This is a genomic window from Spongiactinospora sp. 9N601, from assembly GCF_044326295.1.
In the GTDB taxonomy this organism is placed as follows: domain Bacteria; phylum Actinomycetota; class Actinomycetes; order Streptosporangiales; family Streptosporangiaceae; genus Spongiactinospora; species Spongiactinospora gelatinilytica.
This window is the reverse complement of record NZ_JBIRBB010000007.1, coordinates 293,729-307,121: the sequence shown is the minus strand read 5'-3', so window position 1 is coordinate 307,121 and position 13,393 is coordinate 293,729. Positions and strand designations below refer to the sequence as shown.

Below are 13,393 nucleotides of genomic sequence, written 5' to 3'. Positions count from 1 at the left end.
GACTCCTGCCTTCTGTCGGGGGAAGGGGTTACCTTTCAGGGGGTGTCCAGAGGAAGTTCTGGCGGGGCGAAAGGTGGACCAAGGTGAAGTTCCGGGTGAACCGCGATGTCCTGGCCGAGGCCGTGGCGTGGACCGCCCGGGTGCTGCCCGCCCGGCCGGTGGTGCCCGTGCTCACCGGCATCCTGCTGGAGGCCGGCGAGGAGCTGGTGCTGTCGGCGTTCGACTACGAGGTCTCGGCGCGGTGCTCGGTCGAGGCCGAGGTCGCCGAGCCCGGGCGGGTGCTGATCCCCGGCAAGATCCTGGCCGAGATCAGCAAGAGCCTGCCCGACGAGCCGGTCGAGGTCGCCACGTCCGGCGTCGAGGCGGTGCTGACCTGCGGCAGCGCCGAGTTCGCGCTGCTCACCATGCCGGTCGAAGACTTCCCGGCACTGCCGCCGATGCCCGAGCGGGTGGGCGCGGTGGGCGGCGGCGTGTTCGCGGCGGCGATCGCCCAGGTGGCCCCGGCGGCCAGCCGGGACGAGACGCTGCCGATGCTGACCGGCATCCGCTTCGACTTCGCCGACGACAAGGTCACGATGGCCGCGACCGACCGCTACCGGATCGCCGCCCGTGAATACGACTGGCGGCCGGAGCGGCCCGGCTTCGCCGCGGCGGCCATGGTCCCGGCCCGGGTGCTGGTCGATGTGGCCAGGTCGCTGCGCGGCGGCGAGGTCGCGTTCGCGCTGGGCGACGGGGTGGCCGGGTTCGAGAGCGTGGGGCGGGCCACCACGGTCCGGCTGCTGGACGAGCAGTTCATCGACTACCGCTCGCGGCTGGCCGGCGCGTGGTCCGTGCGCGCCGATCTGCGAGTCGCGCCGTTCATCGAGGCGATCAAGCGGGTCGCGCTGGTCGCGGAGCGTAACACCGCCGTCCGGCTCTCCTTCTCCCAGGGCCGCGTGCTGATCCAGGCCGGCGCGGGTGACATCGGCCGCGGGGCCGAGGCGGTCGAATGCCACCTGACCGGCGACGATCTGGAGATCGCCTTCCAGTCGCACTGGCTGCTCGACGGGCTCGGCGGGGTGGAGGGCGAGCTGGTGCGGCTCAACATGGAGTCCGCAACGCGACCCGCCCTCATCTCCGGTGTGCCCGGTGACGCCGACCCTGACTTCCGTTACCTGGTAATGTCGCTGCGCCTCGGGTGATTACCGAATGGCATTCGATGAAGGCTCCGACGCGCGAAATAAAGATCGGTTTACTTGCCGAGTGAATGAGTTAGTCATTCGTGACTGACGTGAAATGAGTGGTGTTTAACCGCCAGGCGGGCCGCTGGGACGGCTGCCCGGCGTCCCTACTCTCCGTCGGTGAGGGCGATCAGGATGTGTTCCATGCAGGCGTGCCCGGCGCGCTCTGCGGCGGCGGCGTCACCGGCCGCGATGGCCCTGGCGATGGCGTCGTGCGGGATGTAGGAGCTGTTGGGAGAGGTGCCCGCGGCGGTGATGCTGGCCCGCAGCGCGGCCGTGAAGTCCTCGTACAGGTCGAGCAGCACCTGGTTGTGGGTGGCCCGGACGACCGCCATGTGAAACTCCAGGTCCGACTCCACGAACGCGGTGGGCTCGCCGTTCTCCCAGGCCCGCTCGCGGACCGCCAGGGCCTCCTCGATCAGCAGGATGTCGCCCTCGGTGCGCCGGGTCGCGGCCAGCCGGGCCGCCTCGATCTCCAGCGCGCGGCGGACCTCCAGGATCTCCAGTTGCTCGGCCTGGCGCAGCCGGCGCAGCATGGCGCCGGAAAGCTCGCTGGTGGCGCGCACGTAGGTGCCGTCGCCCTGACGGCAGTCGAGCAGGCCCGCGTGGGTGAGCGCACGCACGGCTTCACGCACGGTGTTACGACCGACGCCGAGTTGCTCGGCGAGCGCGGTCTCGGTGGGAATCTTGGCGTGCAACGCCCAGGAACCGGTGACGATCTGCTCCTTGAGCTGGTCGATCACCTGGTCCACCAGGGAAGCCCGCTGTGCCGTACGCAGACTCACAGTCCCGCCTCCTCCGGGGAAACCAGTCATCCCATGAGTCGATGACCGGTAGACCACCGATTATTCCAGACGCGAGACGGTGGACCCGCGAGAGGGGGGCCGGGTCAGCCGGGACGCCCGCCCGGCTGACCTCGGGAGTCGATCAGACGGTGAGCACCGAGTCGATGGCCAGGCCGGTGAGCGCGGAACGCACTCCGACCGCTTGGAGCGCTCTATGATAAGCGCCGGCTTGATCGTCTTCGAAGCCCGCTCTGCCGTAAAGATCGCCCAGCTCCCGCCACGCGCGGGCGTGTCGCCGGTCGACCTCCCCCGCAGGCGCGCTTTCCAGCAGGTTACGCGCGTTGCTCAGGCTTGCGGCCGGGTCGCCGCCCTGCCCGGAGGCCATCGCGATCTCCGCGAGCACCAGGTGCGCGGTCGCCGCGGTGGGCGTGGTGGAACCATCGAGTAGTTCGAGAGCGGAGCCCGCGAGGCGCGCGGCCTCGCCGTACTCCCCGCTCGCGAGATGGACGTGAGCGAGCACGACCATGCTGGTCGCGCGCTCGTCAACGTGCGCGGGGAACGCCGTGAAGATCCGCATCGCGGCGGTGGCGTGCTCGCGCGCCTCGCCCGGACGGCTCTCGCCGACCGGGCCGATGACCAGCCGCGACCACTCCATGGCGATCTTGGCCAGCCGCAGGGCCATCCGCGCGGGCCTGCCGGTGGAGATGGCGTCGTCGGCGAGTCGTACGGCGAGCGCGGAGTCGTCCCCCTGCGCGGCGGTGACACTGGCCCGCCACAGCGCGCGCACCTCCTGCTCGCGGTCGATCGCCCTGGGGATGTCGTTGTCGGCGAGGACCTGCCGCACGTAGGACAGCGTGCCGTTCTGCTGGCCGTGTACGGCTCCGGCCTCCACCAGCACGGAGGCCAGGTCAACGGCGATCTCGCCGTGCGTGACCCCGAGCCGCGAGACCTGGCGGAGGGCGTGTCCGGCCAGGTCACGAGCCCGGAGGGTGTCTCCGGCGCGCTGATAGCAGCGGCTCAGCGCGATGGTGAGCGGAAGGTCGGCCAGGCGCTCGGGGTGCGCCGCCGCCTCACGCCGTAACCTCTCGAAGGCTTCCACGGCCGGTCCCAGCTTGCCCTGCGACTTGAGCGCACGCGCCCGCCCGAACCGGGCATGCGCCGCAAGCATGGCGTTCTCTTCGCCGGCCGCCTTGATGATCTCGCCGAACCGGTCGGCTGCCACTGCCGGATCGCCGTGCTGGAGCTCCAGCTCGGCGTGGCGCAGCCCCAACTCCGTGTCGATCCGCTGCCGCGGCTCGATGCCGTGCAACAGGAACTCGGTGGTGCAACCGAGTCGTTCGGCCAGGAGCCGGGCTACCACGGGAGTCGGGGTACGCTTACCCGACTCGATGAGAGAGACGTAACTGTCGGAGAGGTCGGGCCCGGCCAGTTGGGCCTGGGACATCCGCCTGCTCAGCCGCAATCCTCGGACGCGGTCACCAATGGATCCCTGACTCGGCATCTGATCTCTCAGGGCGGGGTAATGGTCAATGTTCTCGTCATGATTGCATAAAGGCGAGGAAATGGGTAACCCCACGTGAAGAATCCCGTGTGTGAACGATCGTTCACACACGGGAACAAAGGACGATCAGGCACTAATCATCGGCCGGGTCGGAGCCCGGGAAGAGCATCTGGCACACCTCTAGGTAGAGGGTCTCCGGATACGGAAGGTAGTTGACCGTCGAGAGAGCCTGATCTTGACCGGCCGACTCCAGGACGAACTCTCCGTAGCCGAGCATCCGCCCCAGCACCGAACGCTGGAAGCTCATGTCGGTCACCTTGCCCAGTGGCATCATCGCCACTTTACGGGTGATGAGGCCGTACGTGAGCAGCATCCGCTGGGAGGTCACCACGAAGTAGTCGACCGACCACTCCGCGACCTTCCATACGAAGCGGATCAACAACAGCAACCAGGCCCACCAGACGACGACAAGGGCCTGACCGCCGGCACTCCCGCCGAACCACCTGCTGAGCAGCCCGGCCAGAATCAGGCCACCGAAGACCTCGGCGACCGGGCGAAGCAGGATGGCGGGGTGCCGCCTGACCATGATGACTTGGTTTTCGTGGGGGAGCAGGTAGCGGTTGACCGACGACGGAGCAGAGTCCCCGTGGGTCACAAGTCTCATGACAGTTGCGTCACAAACTGCGCCAGTGAGTCGGCGGCGGTGAACACGGAGTTCATCGCGCCCCGCACGGCTGACGCCGCATCACCCGGCCTGGACAGCAGGTAGAACGCCACGAAGGCGATCCCTGTGTACTGTAGAACCTTCTTGACCTGCACTGTCGTCTCCCGTTACCGCTCGGCCCACTGCACCCGCCGTATACATTACCCAGGCTGTTGCTGGGGTAAAGCGTCCTTAACCATGACAGTCCCGGGTTATCCGCGGCGGCGCCGCGTTGCCCGGGCCCCCTCGGCCATCGGTGGCCAGCCGCCTTCGGCGGCGACCAGGGCGAGAACCTCAAGGTGCTTGCGCGCGATCCGTTCCACCAGACCCCGGTGCGCACCACCGGCGACCTCAAGGGCCCCGTAGTGCGCGGCCTCGATGCAGCGGGTGACGGTCGCAGGCGCGTGTACGCCGGCGAACTCGTCGCGGAGCGCGGCCTCGACGTCGACATAGGGAGGGGTGTCGGCGTCGTCGGGCCGGCTCATGCCGCCGCTTCCGTGGCCGCCGAGGTCCGGCGGATCAGCTCGCTCATCGTTCTCCCCGATGCGTGTCTGTCGTTTCGGACGGGACACGGCAGAGATGCCTTCGTCACTCGACGTACCCATACGACAACAGTATGTAACTGAGGATGACAATGGCGTCAGGGGATTGCGCGGATTTGACCAACCGGCGCACTGGGCTACGGCGTGGTCGAGCCCGTGGTTTCAGGCGATGCCGTACAGGCGGTCTCCGGCGTCGCCGAGCCCGGGCACGATGTAGCCCTTGACGTCGAGGCGGTCGTCCACCGCGGCCGTCACCACGCGCACCGGCCGGCCGGTGCCGGCGAAGGCGGCCTTCACCCGGGCCAGGCCCTCCGGCGCGGCCAGCAGGCAGATCGCCGTGACGTCGGCCGCGCCGCGCTCGAACAGCAGCTCGATCGCGGCGGTCAGCGTGCCTCCGGTGGCGAGCATCGGGTCCAGCACGTAACACTGGCGGCCGGCCAGGCTCTCCGGCAGCCGGGTGGCGTAGGTCTGCGCCGTCAGCGTGCCCTCGTCGCGGATCATGCCGAGGAACCCGACCTCGGCGGTGGACAGCAGCCGGGTCATCCCTTCGAGCATGCCGAGGCCGGCCCGCAGGATCGGTACGACGAGCGGCGCGGGCCGGGCCAGGCGTACGCCCTGGGCCGGGGAGACCGGCGTCTCGACCGTCACATGGGTGATCCGCACGTCTCGGGTGGCCTCGTAGGCGAGTAGGGTGACCAGTTCGTCGGCGAGCCGCCGGAAGGCCGGCGAGTCGGTGCGCACATCCCGCAGCGCGGTGAGCTTGTGCGCGACCAGGGGGTGGTCGACGACCAGTGTCTCCATGGGCGTCAACCGTAGTCGCTGGGGCGCGGACCGACTACGGGACCCGGCCGTCATCGCCTTTTGGATCACAATTTGGTCGGAGATCCCCACGGCGACGGGTGCCTTCTGGGACGATTGACCATGGCAAGTGACCACGTCGGTGGGGTGACGATGACAGACGAAGATGTGCTCGACTTCGCCATCGTGGTATATCGGGAGGACGACCACTGGGAAGCCGGGATGCTGCCGGTGGCGTTGACCTCCGACCTGCGGGGGCTCATCCACGCCCTTCGCCAGCAGCCGAGCATGAGCGGCACGATTGGCCTGGTCGCCGTGGGGGATGAGTTCTTCGTGGCATTAAGGGTGTTCGGTGACCGGGTGGACCTTTTCCTGTCCGACATCACCGCGTCGTGGGACTGGCCGCTCGCTCGTCAGGCCCTGGACTACCTCGACGTACCGGTGCCGGACGAGGCCGAGCTGGACGCGATCCTCCAGGACGAGGAGATCGCGCTCCCGGCCGGCGATCTGTCGATCTTCGCCGACCTCGGCCTGGACGAGATGGAGCTGGGCGCGCTGTCCGGCGACTTCGAGCTGCTCCCGGACGAGGTGCTGTCCAGCATCGCGACGCGGCTGGGGTTCTCCGAGCCGTTCGAACGCGCCCTCGACTCGGTGTTCGGCTGATCCAGGAGCAAGTACATGCCCTCCAGACCCATTGGCAGCAGCCTGTTCGCCGCCGCCTTCGTCCAGACCGGGGACGGCTGGAACGGGGCCGAGGTGGATCTGCGGGACGCCGAGATCGTGGATGATCTCAGTGACGCGGTACAGGAGCATCTCGACGTGAGCGGCGACGAGATCGCGCTGCTCTGCGTGGAGGTCGAGGACGAATGGTTCGCGATCGCCCGGTACCAGGGCGACGAGGAGCCGCGGGCGTTCATCTCCGACGACAAGGCGGGCGTGACCGACGCGCTCGGCGAGCTGTTCACCGAGCTGGCCGGAGTCGCCCCGGACAAGGAGTCCAGCGACCTGGGGGTGCGCCCCGCGGGCGACTTCGAGCTGCTCAGCGACCTCGGGGTGAGCGCGGAGGAGCTGCTGGAGCTGAGCATGGAGGAGGGCGTGCTCCCGGCGGACACCCTCTCGGTGATCGCCGAACGCCTCTCCTTCGCCGACGAACTGGACCGCCTGCGGTGACCTCGGCCGTATCCGCGAGCTGATGGACACCGCCTTCGAGGAGCCGATGCGCCTGGCCCTCGCCGAGGCCCGCCGCGCCGCGCAGGCCGGTGAGGTCCCGGTGGGCGCGGTCGTGCTCGACCCGGCCGGCGCGGTGATCGCCGCGGTCGGCAACGCCCGCGAGGCGGCCCACGACCCCACCGCGCACGCCGAGATCCTGGCCCTCCGCACGGCGGCCCGCGAGCGCGCCGACTGGCGCCTTTCCGGCTGCACCCTCGTCGTCACCCTGGAGCCCTGCACGATGTGCGCGGGCGCCGCCGTCCTCTCCAGGGTGGCCCGCGTCGTGTACGGCGCGACGGACGAGAAGGCCGGCGCGGCCGGCTCCCTCTGGGACGTCCTGCGCGACCGCAGACTCAACCACCGTCCCGAGGTCGTCCTGGGCGTCCTCGCCGACGAATGCGCCGCCGTGCTCAGCGACTTCTTCGCCACCCGCAGGTAACGTCCACCGGTCGTTTTCCGGTAGGCTGCTCGACGGTGGAGTCGCCTAGTGGCCGAGGGCGCACGCCTCGAAAGCGTGTGTAGGGCAACCTACCGTGGGTTCAAATCCCACCTCCACCGCCACACCGAAGCCCGTCCCCCTTTCCGGGGGGGACGGGCTTTCTGCTTGGCGCGGGCGGCCCGCGGGCGGCCTCAGCGCAGGTGTCTGGCGAAGAACCGGAGCGTGCTGTCCAGCTCGAACGCCGGCAGGTCGCCGTGCTTGCCGGGGTTGGCGTGCAGGGTCTTCTCGGCCGAGGACAGGGCGTCGAACAGCGCCAGGCCCTGCGACCTCGGCACTCGCTCGTCGTCCCACTGGAGCAGGAACTCCACCGGGACGGTGATCCGCGTGGCGGCCTTCGCCGACGCCTGGGCGCCGCCCAGGCCGAGGACGGCCGCGCGGACGCGGGGTTCGGCGGCGACGAACGGGACGCCGAGGCCGCAGCCCAGCGACACGCCCCAGTAGCCCACCGGGCCGGCGCCGACGTACTCAAGCGCCTGGACCGCGTCCAGCACCGCCTGCCACTCCGGGACGGTCTGGCGGGCCACGAGCGCCTGGAACTCGGCGATCAGCGGAGCCCGATCGTCCCCGGCCTGCGCGCGGACCTGGATCTCGGTCGCGATCCGCTGGTACTCCTCCTGCTTCGGCCGGTCGCCATGGTTGGGCACGTCCACCGCCACGGCCGCGAAGCCGCACTCGGTCACGAAGCGGTGGGCGCGAGCCAGGACGCCGGGGGCCTTCTTGTGCTGCCCGCCGCCGTGGCCGATCAGGATCAGGGGGCGAGGGCCGGTGGCGTCTTGCGGGGTCCACAGCACGCCGGGGATCTCGCCGAGGGTGAAGAGCCGTTCGGAGACGCCGCCGGACGACGTCTGAGAGGGGAAGCGCATGGCGTTCACGCCTTTCGGGATGCCTTCTGCGGGCTCCCTAGGCCATGCGAGGGAGGGAGGCCCGACCGGTGACAGTGTTGATCGGTCTCACCTCCTCAGGTCGCAGTGACGCACGGCGACCCCGAAAGTAGCACGAGGGGGCTGAGGATCTCACAACGAACCGGTGACAGACGCCTCTGGGCGTTCGCCGGTGCGCTGACTACCGTTTGCGGTGGTCCTACCTGGTCCAAGCGGCCCCGAGGAAGGAGCGCCGTGAAGATCACGAGATCGGTACCGGCCCTGGCGGTCGGCGCGGCGGCGATGGCCGGTACGCTCCTCACCGCCCCGCCCGCGTACGCCGCCGACTTGCACGACTGCTGGTTCGGCGGGCTCACGGCGGAGACGGAGGAGGGCTACTACGAGCTGTGGGGCGGAAGTTGCAGCGGCTTCGGCTATGTCGACGTCGATGTCAAGATCCGTTCGGGTACGGACGCGGGCCTGTACCACTGCGGTCACGTCTTCCCGTGGAACGGCACCCTCGAAGGGTGGCGATGCGAGGTGATCCAGCCGTGAGGCGTGAGAGACGGTGAGACCGGGCCCGGCGTCGCCGGGCCCGGGTCATGTCAGGGCGTCAGGACCTTGATGAGCAGGGGGATCGCGCCGATCAGCGTGGCGAGTGCGAGCAGTACGCCGGCGATCCGCGCGGGGGCGACGTCGGAGACGCGCCGGATGGCGTAGTACGCGACGGCGAGCACGGCGAGGATGACCCCGGCCGCGAGAAGGGGATGCAGGATCTCCAATGTTCCCTCACTTGGGCTTGGGTGAATTAAGAGCTTCGCGGAGCGATGTCGGCAACGTCCGTTATGTGACGGGTGGTAGTAGTCCCGTTACGGAGCGTCCGTGACACGAGTGACTCTACTGCCCTTGTGTGGGCAGCGCACCCCTTATCGGCACAGCCGCTTGGTACTCCGCTCACCCCAGGAGTCGGTAAAACCCGTCCCGGCTATCGTTTGATTACACAGAGAAGCGCACGCCAGAACGGCCAGGCGGTATCGTCGCTGCGGTGCAGGTGACTCTTCGCGGAGCCCTCTGCCTGGGCGAGGCGCTCCGAGTTGGTAGCCCGGAGCCCTCGCCCCACGCGCCCCGGTCCCCGGCGCGCCGGATCAGCTTTCGCCGGGTCAGAACTCGTCGGCCCCGGTGACCTGCCGGACGGGGAACACGTGCCGGTCGGCCGCGCAGATCGTCTCAAGGGTGTGGACCGGCGTGCCGTCCGTGCCGTAGCCGGTGCGGACCACCTGGACCACCCACTCGCCCGGGTCGAGGTCGAGCGTCTCGGCCTCGAAAGCGGTCGGGCGCCGGGCGGTCAGCACTTCCTCCGCCCGGCCGAAGCGGTGGCCGAGGGCCTCCAGCGCGGCCTGGAGGGTGGGCAGCACGAAGCCGGGCTGGGCGATGCGGGTGCCGGCGAACAGGTCGGCCCGGAAGTAGCTGGTGGCGATCCGTACCGGAACGTCGTTGGCGAGCATCAGCTTGCGCCGCGCGATCACCTCATCGCCCGGGGCGACCCGGAGGCACTCGGCCACGTTGCGGCCGGCGGGCTCGGGGCCGACGTACAGCATCCGCCGGTCTGCGCGAATGCCCTGCTCGGCGGCCTGGCTCAGGAACAGCGACCGGGAGCCGCGGACGGCCGGGTCGGTCGGCAGCGGGCGGCTGACGAGCACCCGGGGCCGTTTCGCTGACGGATCGTTCATGGGGTGCGGGGCTCAGCCGGGGTCGGTGAGTTCGAGTACGCGGGCGTGCAGCACCGACCGCTGGTGCAGGGCCGCGCGGAGGGCGCGGTGCAGGCCGTCCTCAAGGTAGAACTCGCCCTGCCACTGGACCACGTGCGGGAACAGGTCGCCGTAGAACGTGGAGTCCTTGGCCAGCAGCGAGTGAAGGTCCAGCACGGCCTTCGTGGTGATCAAAGAGTCGAGCCGGACCTGCCGCGGGGGTATCTGGGCCCAATCGCGATTGGAGAGACCGTGTTCGGGATAAGGACGTCCGTCGCCGACCAGCTTGAAGATCACCCTACGTAGTTTATGAGATGAGCGAGATCACCGGGTGGTGGACGCGCGTTCGCTGCGCATTCGGTGCACATTCGGTACCAATGAGACAACCGTCACCTGCCCTGGTCAGGCGCGTCTGCCGGGGACCGCGCAGCGGGCCGGATCGCCGCTTTCGTAGCCGGTTGTGAACCACTGTCTGCGTTCGTCGAATGATCCGCGATCGGGGCGCGATGACCATTCAGAGTCGGATTCGCCGCGCGGGTCCAGGTCGATGGTCTTCCGCCCGACCTGTTCCGCCGACTCGAACGATCTCCTGATGTCCGCCTCGGTGAACGGCCGGGGAAAGAACCTCGTGTTGACCGCGTACTTCGCCCACACCCCGCCGTAGCAGTCGGCCTGAAGCTCCTCGCCCAGCGAACCCTCGCTCGAACTCCCCATCTCGCCGAGCAGGTTCTGCGCGTGGTGACCGTATTCGTGCGCGATCACGTACGCCTGGGCGAGCGCGCCACCGGCGGCGGCGAAGTCGCGTTCGAGGGTGTCGAAGAAGGTCCGGTACAGGTACACCCGCTCGTTGCGCGGACAGTAGAACGGTCCCACGGACCCGGTCGCGACACCGCACGGGCTGCGGACCCGCCGCTCGAACAGCACCGCCCGCGCGGGCCGGTACGCCCGGCCGCCGCGCCGCTGGAAGTAGCCGGTCCAGTAGCTCTCGATGCTCCGCACCATCCGGGCGATCCGGCAGTCCTCGGGCCGGGCGGCGGTCTTCTCGCACTCGCCCGCCCCAGTGGGCAGCGCAGTGGGCAGCTCGGTCGGGAGCGGCGCCGGTTGCCGTCCGCCCGCGCCGTCCGCACCGGGCGGGTCGTCGCCCCGGATCGGACTCGGGCACGCGGCGACCGCCATGCACGTGCCGAGGGCGAGGGTGAGCAGCCGGAACGCCGTTCCGCTGCGATGCCGCGATGGTATGCGGTGTTCCGGCATGCTTCCCCCGTTGCTCACCTGAAGTGGTTGATTGACCACTTATGGTGAGATGCCCCGTTATGTCGGGATCTACTCCCAGTCCGCGCTCTCGTCGAGTTCGGCGAACGGCTGGGTGAGGCTGAACCAGTTGCCCGAGTCGTCACGGAAAATGGCCTCGATGCCGTACGGCCGCTTCTGCGGCTCCTGCAAGAACGTGACCCCCTTCGCGGACAGCCGCTGGTAGTCGCCCTCGCAGTCGTCGGTGGTGAACGCCCCCGCGCCCAGCACCCCCTTGGCCACCAGCCCCCTAAGGTGCTCCCCGGACTCCGGATCCTGCGCGGACGTGCCGATCGCCATCAGCGCGATCTGTAGTTCGGGCTGGTCCTTGGTACCGACCGTGATCCACCGCATCCCGCCCTCGCCGAGCGTCATGTCGGTCCGGACCTCCAGGCCGAGCTTGTCGGTGAAGAACTCCTTCGCCGAATCCTGGTCGAGCACCCACACGGTGGATATTCCCAGGCCCTTGATCATTTCCGGGCTCCTTTCGCAGCGTCCTGACGTGCTGTTTCGTGCGATTGCGTGCCTCATCCCACGCTAGGCACCCGCTCCGCCGTACGCCTTCTCGAAAGTTGCTCAGTCCCGAGCCCGGCCCGGCTGGGCGAACCCACCCGCCCAGAGCAACACGAAACACCCCGGAATGGCCGGCTGCTCCCGCGCCCGCTCCCTGACCCTGAACTCACCCGGCGTCACGCCGGTGACCTGCTTGAACCGGGTGCAGAACGTCCCGAGGCTGCTGAACCCGACCAGCACACAGATCTCGGTGATCGTCAGATTGGCCGATCGCAACAGATCCTGCGCCCGCTCGATCCTGCGCCTGCTGAGGTACTGCCCGGGCGTCTCCCCGTACGCCTCCTTGAAACACCGCACGAAGTGGTAGCGCGAATACCCCGCCCTGGCCGCCACCACATCGAGATCCAACGGCCCGGCCCACTCCGTATCCATGACATCCTTGGCCACCCTGAGCCGCCGCAACCGCCCGGTATCCACCCGCCGCTCAGTCTTCGCCCCCATCCCCCGATCCTGGCACACGCAGGGACGATCACCCGGTTCCAGCCCCATGGGCAAGGCGGCGCTAGCAAGTCGGCGACGGGACGGTCGGCATGACGCAGCCGAACTTCCCACGTGGAAGGTTCGCTGTGGGGACGTACCCCGCTCGCCCGGTCACGTTCAGCGCTGTCGTGTCAGAGAACCGCTGAACGCCCCCGTGGCCGTTCCGAGGATGTTGTAGTTCGCTTGGATCGCGATTCTTGCCTGATCGGTCAGCCGGACACTCATTGTCAGATCCGCGAGGCATGCCTGTCCCGGTGGCGCGTTGGCCGGGGCGCCGGTGTTGCCGGCCTTCAAAATGAGGTGGTCGCCGTTGACCTCGGCGAGCTGCCAGCTACGTGAGCAGCTATTCGCCTGACCCCAGTCGATGGCGCGTTGATCTGCGATCGTGTCGCCGATACCGCCCTGCTCAATCGTCAGCTCGTCAATTCCCGTCCCTGTTCCCTCCCGAGCGGGGTCGGGAAGGGTCATTGTGACCTGCCCTCTCCAAGTGCCGAGATATTGCTCTGGCACATCGCTGCTCTTGCCATCACCCTGGGGGAGCAGCCATGCCAACACGCCCACCGCGAGCGCCAGCACGCCGGTGATCGCGGCGATGACTCCTGCACGCTCACCTGTGTTCCGGCCCAAGAACCGGGGCCAGGAGTTGCGCCGCCTGCTTTTGGCAGGAGGGCCATCGGGGCGGGATTCCTCGGGAACTCCGCCTTTTCCGGGGAGGCCCGTCCGCTCATTCTGGCGGTGCGGGACCGACTTGATGGGGTCAGGACCTGTGGGATCCACTGGACTCTCCCAGCCTGGACTCCGGCATATCCGTTTACCAGCTTTATTGAAGGCCCACTGGCGCTGCCTTGTCAGCAACTTTTGCCTCTGTCGCTAGCAAAACCGCTATCGCCTGCGCATACCCGGGCAGTACACAGCATGCCACACCCATTTAACGACCGGGAGAAATTGGACGTCTCCGGTCGCTCGCAGGAGCCGACGAGGGTGGCTTGAGGGGCGCGGCCCAAAGATCGCTCGCCGCGCCGCCGAGGCGGTGACATGCGAGAGGGGCCGGTTGGATCTACCGGCCCCTCTGGCGTTACCTGTCTCAACCAGGAGCGGAGGATACGAGATTCGAACTCGTGAGGGGTTGCCCCCAACACGCTTTCCAAGCGTGCGCCCTAGGCCAACTAGGCGAATCCTCCGTTG

The 13,393-nt window shown here is 68.7% G+C and carries 19 protein-coding genes and 2 tRNA genes; 6 read left to right on the top strand and 15 right to left on the bottom strand.

All coding sequences use genetic code 11. From position 1 onward, the window contains the following. Positions 1–83 precede the first annotated feature (83 nt). The gene (gene dnaN / locus ACH34R_RS18895; RefSeq protein ID WP_397562748.1) at positions 84–1,181 is read left to right on the top strand and encodes a DNA polymerase III subunit beta; all 1,098 of its coding nucleotides are present in this window, start codon (positions 84–86) and stop codon (positions 1,179–1,181) included. 146 nt (positions 1,182–1,327) lie between these two features. Here dnaN and ACH34R_RS18890 read toward each other — a convergent pair whose 3' ends face one another. The 6 genes from ACH34R_RS18890 to upp all read right to left on the bottom strand — a co-directional run bounded on the left by ACH34R_RS18890 (position 1,328) and on the right by upp (position 5,552). After that, positions 1,328–2,005, bottom strand: a complete 678-nt coding sequence (locus ACH34R_RS18890; RefSeq protein WP_397562747.1) for a FadR/GntR family transcriptional regulator — start codon at positions 2,003–2,005, stop codon at positions 1,328–1,330. Between the two features lie 142 nt (positions 2,006–2,147). Next, entirely contained in the window at positions 2,148–3,506 is a 1,359-nt protein-coding gene (locus ACH34R_RS18885; protein ID WP_397562745.1) for a helix-turn-helix domain-containing protein, read from the bottom strand. Positions 3,507–3,639: 133 nt separating this feature from the next. Then, entirely contained in the window at positions 3,640–4,170 is a 531-nt protein-coding gene (locus ACH34R_RS18880; protein ID WP_111166961.1) for a PH domain-containing protein, read from the bottom strand. Continuing rightward, positions 4,167–4,325 (bottom strand): hypothetical protein, encoded by a 159-nt coding sequence (locus ACH34R_RS18875; RefSeq protein WP_199536849.1) that lies wholly within the window; start codon positions 4,323–4,325, stop codon positions 4,167–4,169. Before ACH34R_RS18875 ends, ACH34R_RS18880 begins: the two co-directional genes overlap by 4 nt. 96 nt (positions 4,326–4,421) lie before the next feature. After that, positions 4,422–4,694, bottom strand: coding sequence for a hypothetical protein (locus tag ACH34R_RS18870; RefSeq protein WP_111166962.1), 273 nt, complete (start codon positions 4,692–4,694; stop codon positions 4,422–4,424). 219 nt (positions 4,695–4,913) lie between these two features. Further along, positions 4,914–5,552 (bottom strand): uracil phosphoribosyltransferase, encoded by a 639-nt coding sequence (gene upp, locus ACH34R_RS18865; protein WP_397562744.1) that lies wholly within the window; start codon positions 5,550–5,552, stop codon positions 4,914–4,916. Between the two features lie 150 nt (positions 5,553–5,702). Here upp and ACH34R_RS18860 point away from each other — a divergent pair, with 150 nt between their 5' ends. The 4 genes from ACH34R_RS18860 to ACH34R_RS18845 all read left to right on the top strand — a co-directional run bounded on the left by ACH34R_RS18860 (position 5,703) and on the right by ACH34R_RS18845 (position 7,319). Continuing rightward, the gene (locus tag ACH34R_RS18860; protein WP_111166979.1) at positions 5,703–6,212 is read left to right on the top strand and encodes a tRNA adenosine deaminase-associated protein; all 510 of its coding nucleotides are present in this window, start codon (positions 5,703–5,705) and stop codon (positions 6,210–6,212) included. Positions 6,213–6,227: 15 nt separating this feature from the next. Then, the gene (locus ACH34R_RS18855; protein WP_397562743.1) at positions 6,228–6,719 is read left to right on the top strand and encodes a tRNA adenosine deaminase-associated protein; all 492 of its coding nucleotides are present in this window, start codon (positions 6,228–6,230) and stop codon (positions 6,717–6,719) included. A 22-nt stretch (positions 6,720–6,741) separates the two neighbouring features. After that, positions 6,742–7,197: a tRNA adenosine(34) deaminase TadA gene (gene tadA / locus ACH34R_RS18850; RefSeq protein WP_397562742.1), complete on the top strand. Its 456-nt coding sequence runs from the start codon at positions 6,742–6,744 to the stop codon at positions 7,195–7,197. Between the two features lie 34 nt (positions 7,198–7,231). Continuing rightward, positions 7,232–7,319: transfer RNA gene (locus ACH34R_RS18845), tRNA-Ser, on the top strand. A 69-nt stretch (positions 7,320–7,388) separates the two neighbouring features. Here ACH34R_RS18845 and ACH34R_RS18840 read toward each other — a convergent pair. Beyond that, complete coding sequence (locus tag ACH34R_RS18840) at positions 7,389–8,120, bottom strand: dienelactone hydrolase family protein (protein ID WP_397562741.1); 732 nt, start codon at positions 8,118–8,120, stop codon at positions 7,389–7,391. Positions 8,121–8,372: 252 nt separating this feature from the next. On the opposite strand from ACH34R_RS18840, the gene ACH34R_RS18835 reads away from it, so the two are divergent. Then, positions 8,373–8,672, top strand: coding sequence for a hypothetical protein (locus ACH34R_RS18835; protein WP_397562740.1), 300 nt, complete (start codon positions 8,373–8,375; stop codon positions 8,670–8,672). A gap of 50 nt (positions 8,673–8,722) precedes the next feature. Here the strand turns inward: ACH34R_RS18835 and ACH34R_RS18830 are convergent, their stop codons facing one another. The 8 genes from ACH34R_RS18830 to ACH34R_RS18795 form a co-directional block, all read right to left on the bottom strand. Continuing rightward, the gene (locus ACH34R_RS18830) at positions 8,723–8,899 is read right to left on the bottom strand and encodes a hypothetical protein (protein WP_158557984.1); all 177 of its coding nucleotides are present in this window, start codon (positions 8,897–8,899) and stop codon (positions 8,723–8,725) included. A 378-nt stretch (positions 8,900–9,277) separates the two neighbouring features. Beyond that, on the bottom strand, positions 9,278–9,847 hold the full coding sequence (locus ACH34R_RS18825) for a GntR family transcriptional regulator (RefSeq protein ID WP_397562739.1): 570 nt from the start codon (positions 9,845–9,847) through the stop codon (positions 9,278–9,280). Positions 9,848–9,859: 12 nt separating this feature from the next. Beyond that, a complete protein-coding gene (locus ACH34R_RS18820; RefSeq protein ID WP_111166967.1) occupies positions 9,860–10,162 on the bottom strand; it encodes a type II toxin-antitoxin system VapB family antitoxin in 303 nt (100 codons plus the stop codon). Positions 10,163–10,267: 105 nt separating this feature from the next. Then, complete coding sequence (locus tag ACH34R_RS18815; RefSeq protein ID WP_397562737.1) at positions 10,268–11,119, bottom strand: neutral zinc metallopeptidase; 852 nt, start codon at positions 11,117–11,119, stop codon at positions 10,268–10,270. A 69-nt stretch (positions 11,120–11,188) separates the two neighbouring features. Next, entirely contained in the window at positions 11,189–11,629 is a 441-nt protein-coding gene (locus ACH34R_RS18810; protein ID WP_397562736.1) for a VOC family protein, read from the bottom strand. A gap of 102 nt (positions 11,630–11,731) precedes the next feature. Continuing rightward, on the bottom strand, positions 11,732–12,100 hold the full coding sequence (locus ACH34R_RS18805; RefSeq protein WP_397562735.1) for a helix-turn-helix transcriptional regulator: 369 nt from the start codon (positions 12,098–12,100) through the stop codon (positions 11,732–11,734). A gap of 225 nt (positions 12,101–12,325) precedes the next feature. Beyond that, complete coding sequence (locus tag ACH34R_RS18800; RefSeq protein ID WP_397562733.1) at positions 12,326–12,784, bottom strand: hypothetical protein; 459 nt, start codon at positions 12,782–12,784, stop codon at positions 12,326–12,328. A 519-nt stretch (positions 12,785–13,303) separates the two neighbouring features. Further along, positions 13,304–13,389 (bottom strand) — tRNA-Ser (locus ACH34R_RS18795). Positions 13,390–13,393: the final 4 nt, after the last annotated feature.

Coding starts and splice junctions, on each gene's coding strand:
- ACH34R_RS18880 (WP_111166961.1), bottom strand. CDS start 4,170: ATGAGACTTGTGACCCACGGGGACTCTGCTCCGTCGTCGGTCAACCGC.
- ACH34R_RS18810 (WP_397562736.1), bottom strand. CDS start 11,629: ATGATCAAGGGCCTGGGAATATCCACCGTGTGGGTGCTCGACCAGGAT.
- ACH34R_RS18825 (WP_397562739.1), bottom strand. CDS start 9,847: ATGAACGATCCGTCAGCGAAACGGCCCCGGGTGCTCGTCAGCCGCCCG.
- ACH34R_RS18815 (WP_397562737.1), bottom strand. CDS start 11,119: ATGCCGGAACACCGCATACCATCGCGGCATCGCAGCGGAACGGCGTTC.
- ACH34R_RS18885 (WP_397562745.1), bottom strand. CDS start 3,506: ATGCCGAGTCAGGGATCCATTGGTGACCGCGTCCGAGGATTGCGGCTG.
- ACH34R_RS18860 (WP_111166979.1), top strand. CDS start 5,703: ATGACAGACGAAGATGTGCTCGACTTCGCCATCGTGGTATATCGGGAG.
- ACH34R_RS18805 (WP_397562735.1), bottom strand. CDS start 12,100: ATGGATACGGAGTGGGCCGGGCCGTTGGATCTCGATGTGGTGGCGGCC.
- tadA (WP_397562742.1), top strand. CDS start 6,742: ATGGACACCGCCTTCGAGGAGCCGATGCGCCTGGCCCTCGCCGAGGCC.
- ACH34R_RS18840 (WP_397562741.1), bottom strand. CDS start 8,120: ATGCGCTTCCCCTCTCAGACGTCGTCCGGCGGCGTCTCCGAACGGCTC.
- ACH34R_RS18870 (WP_111166962.1), bottom strand. CDS start 4,694: ATGAGCCGGCCCGACGACGCCGACACCCCTCCCTATGTCGACGTCGAG.
- upp (WP_397562744.1), bottom strand. CDS start 5,552: ATGGAGACACTGGTCGTCGACCACCCCCTGGTCGCGCACAAGCTCACC.
- ACH34R_RS18855 (WP_397562743.1), top strand. CDS start 6,228: ATGCCCTCCAGACCCATTGGCAGCAGCCTGTTCGCCGCCGCCTTCGTC.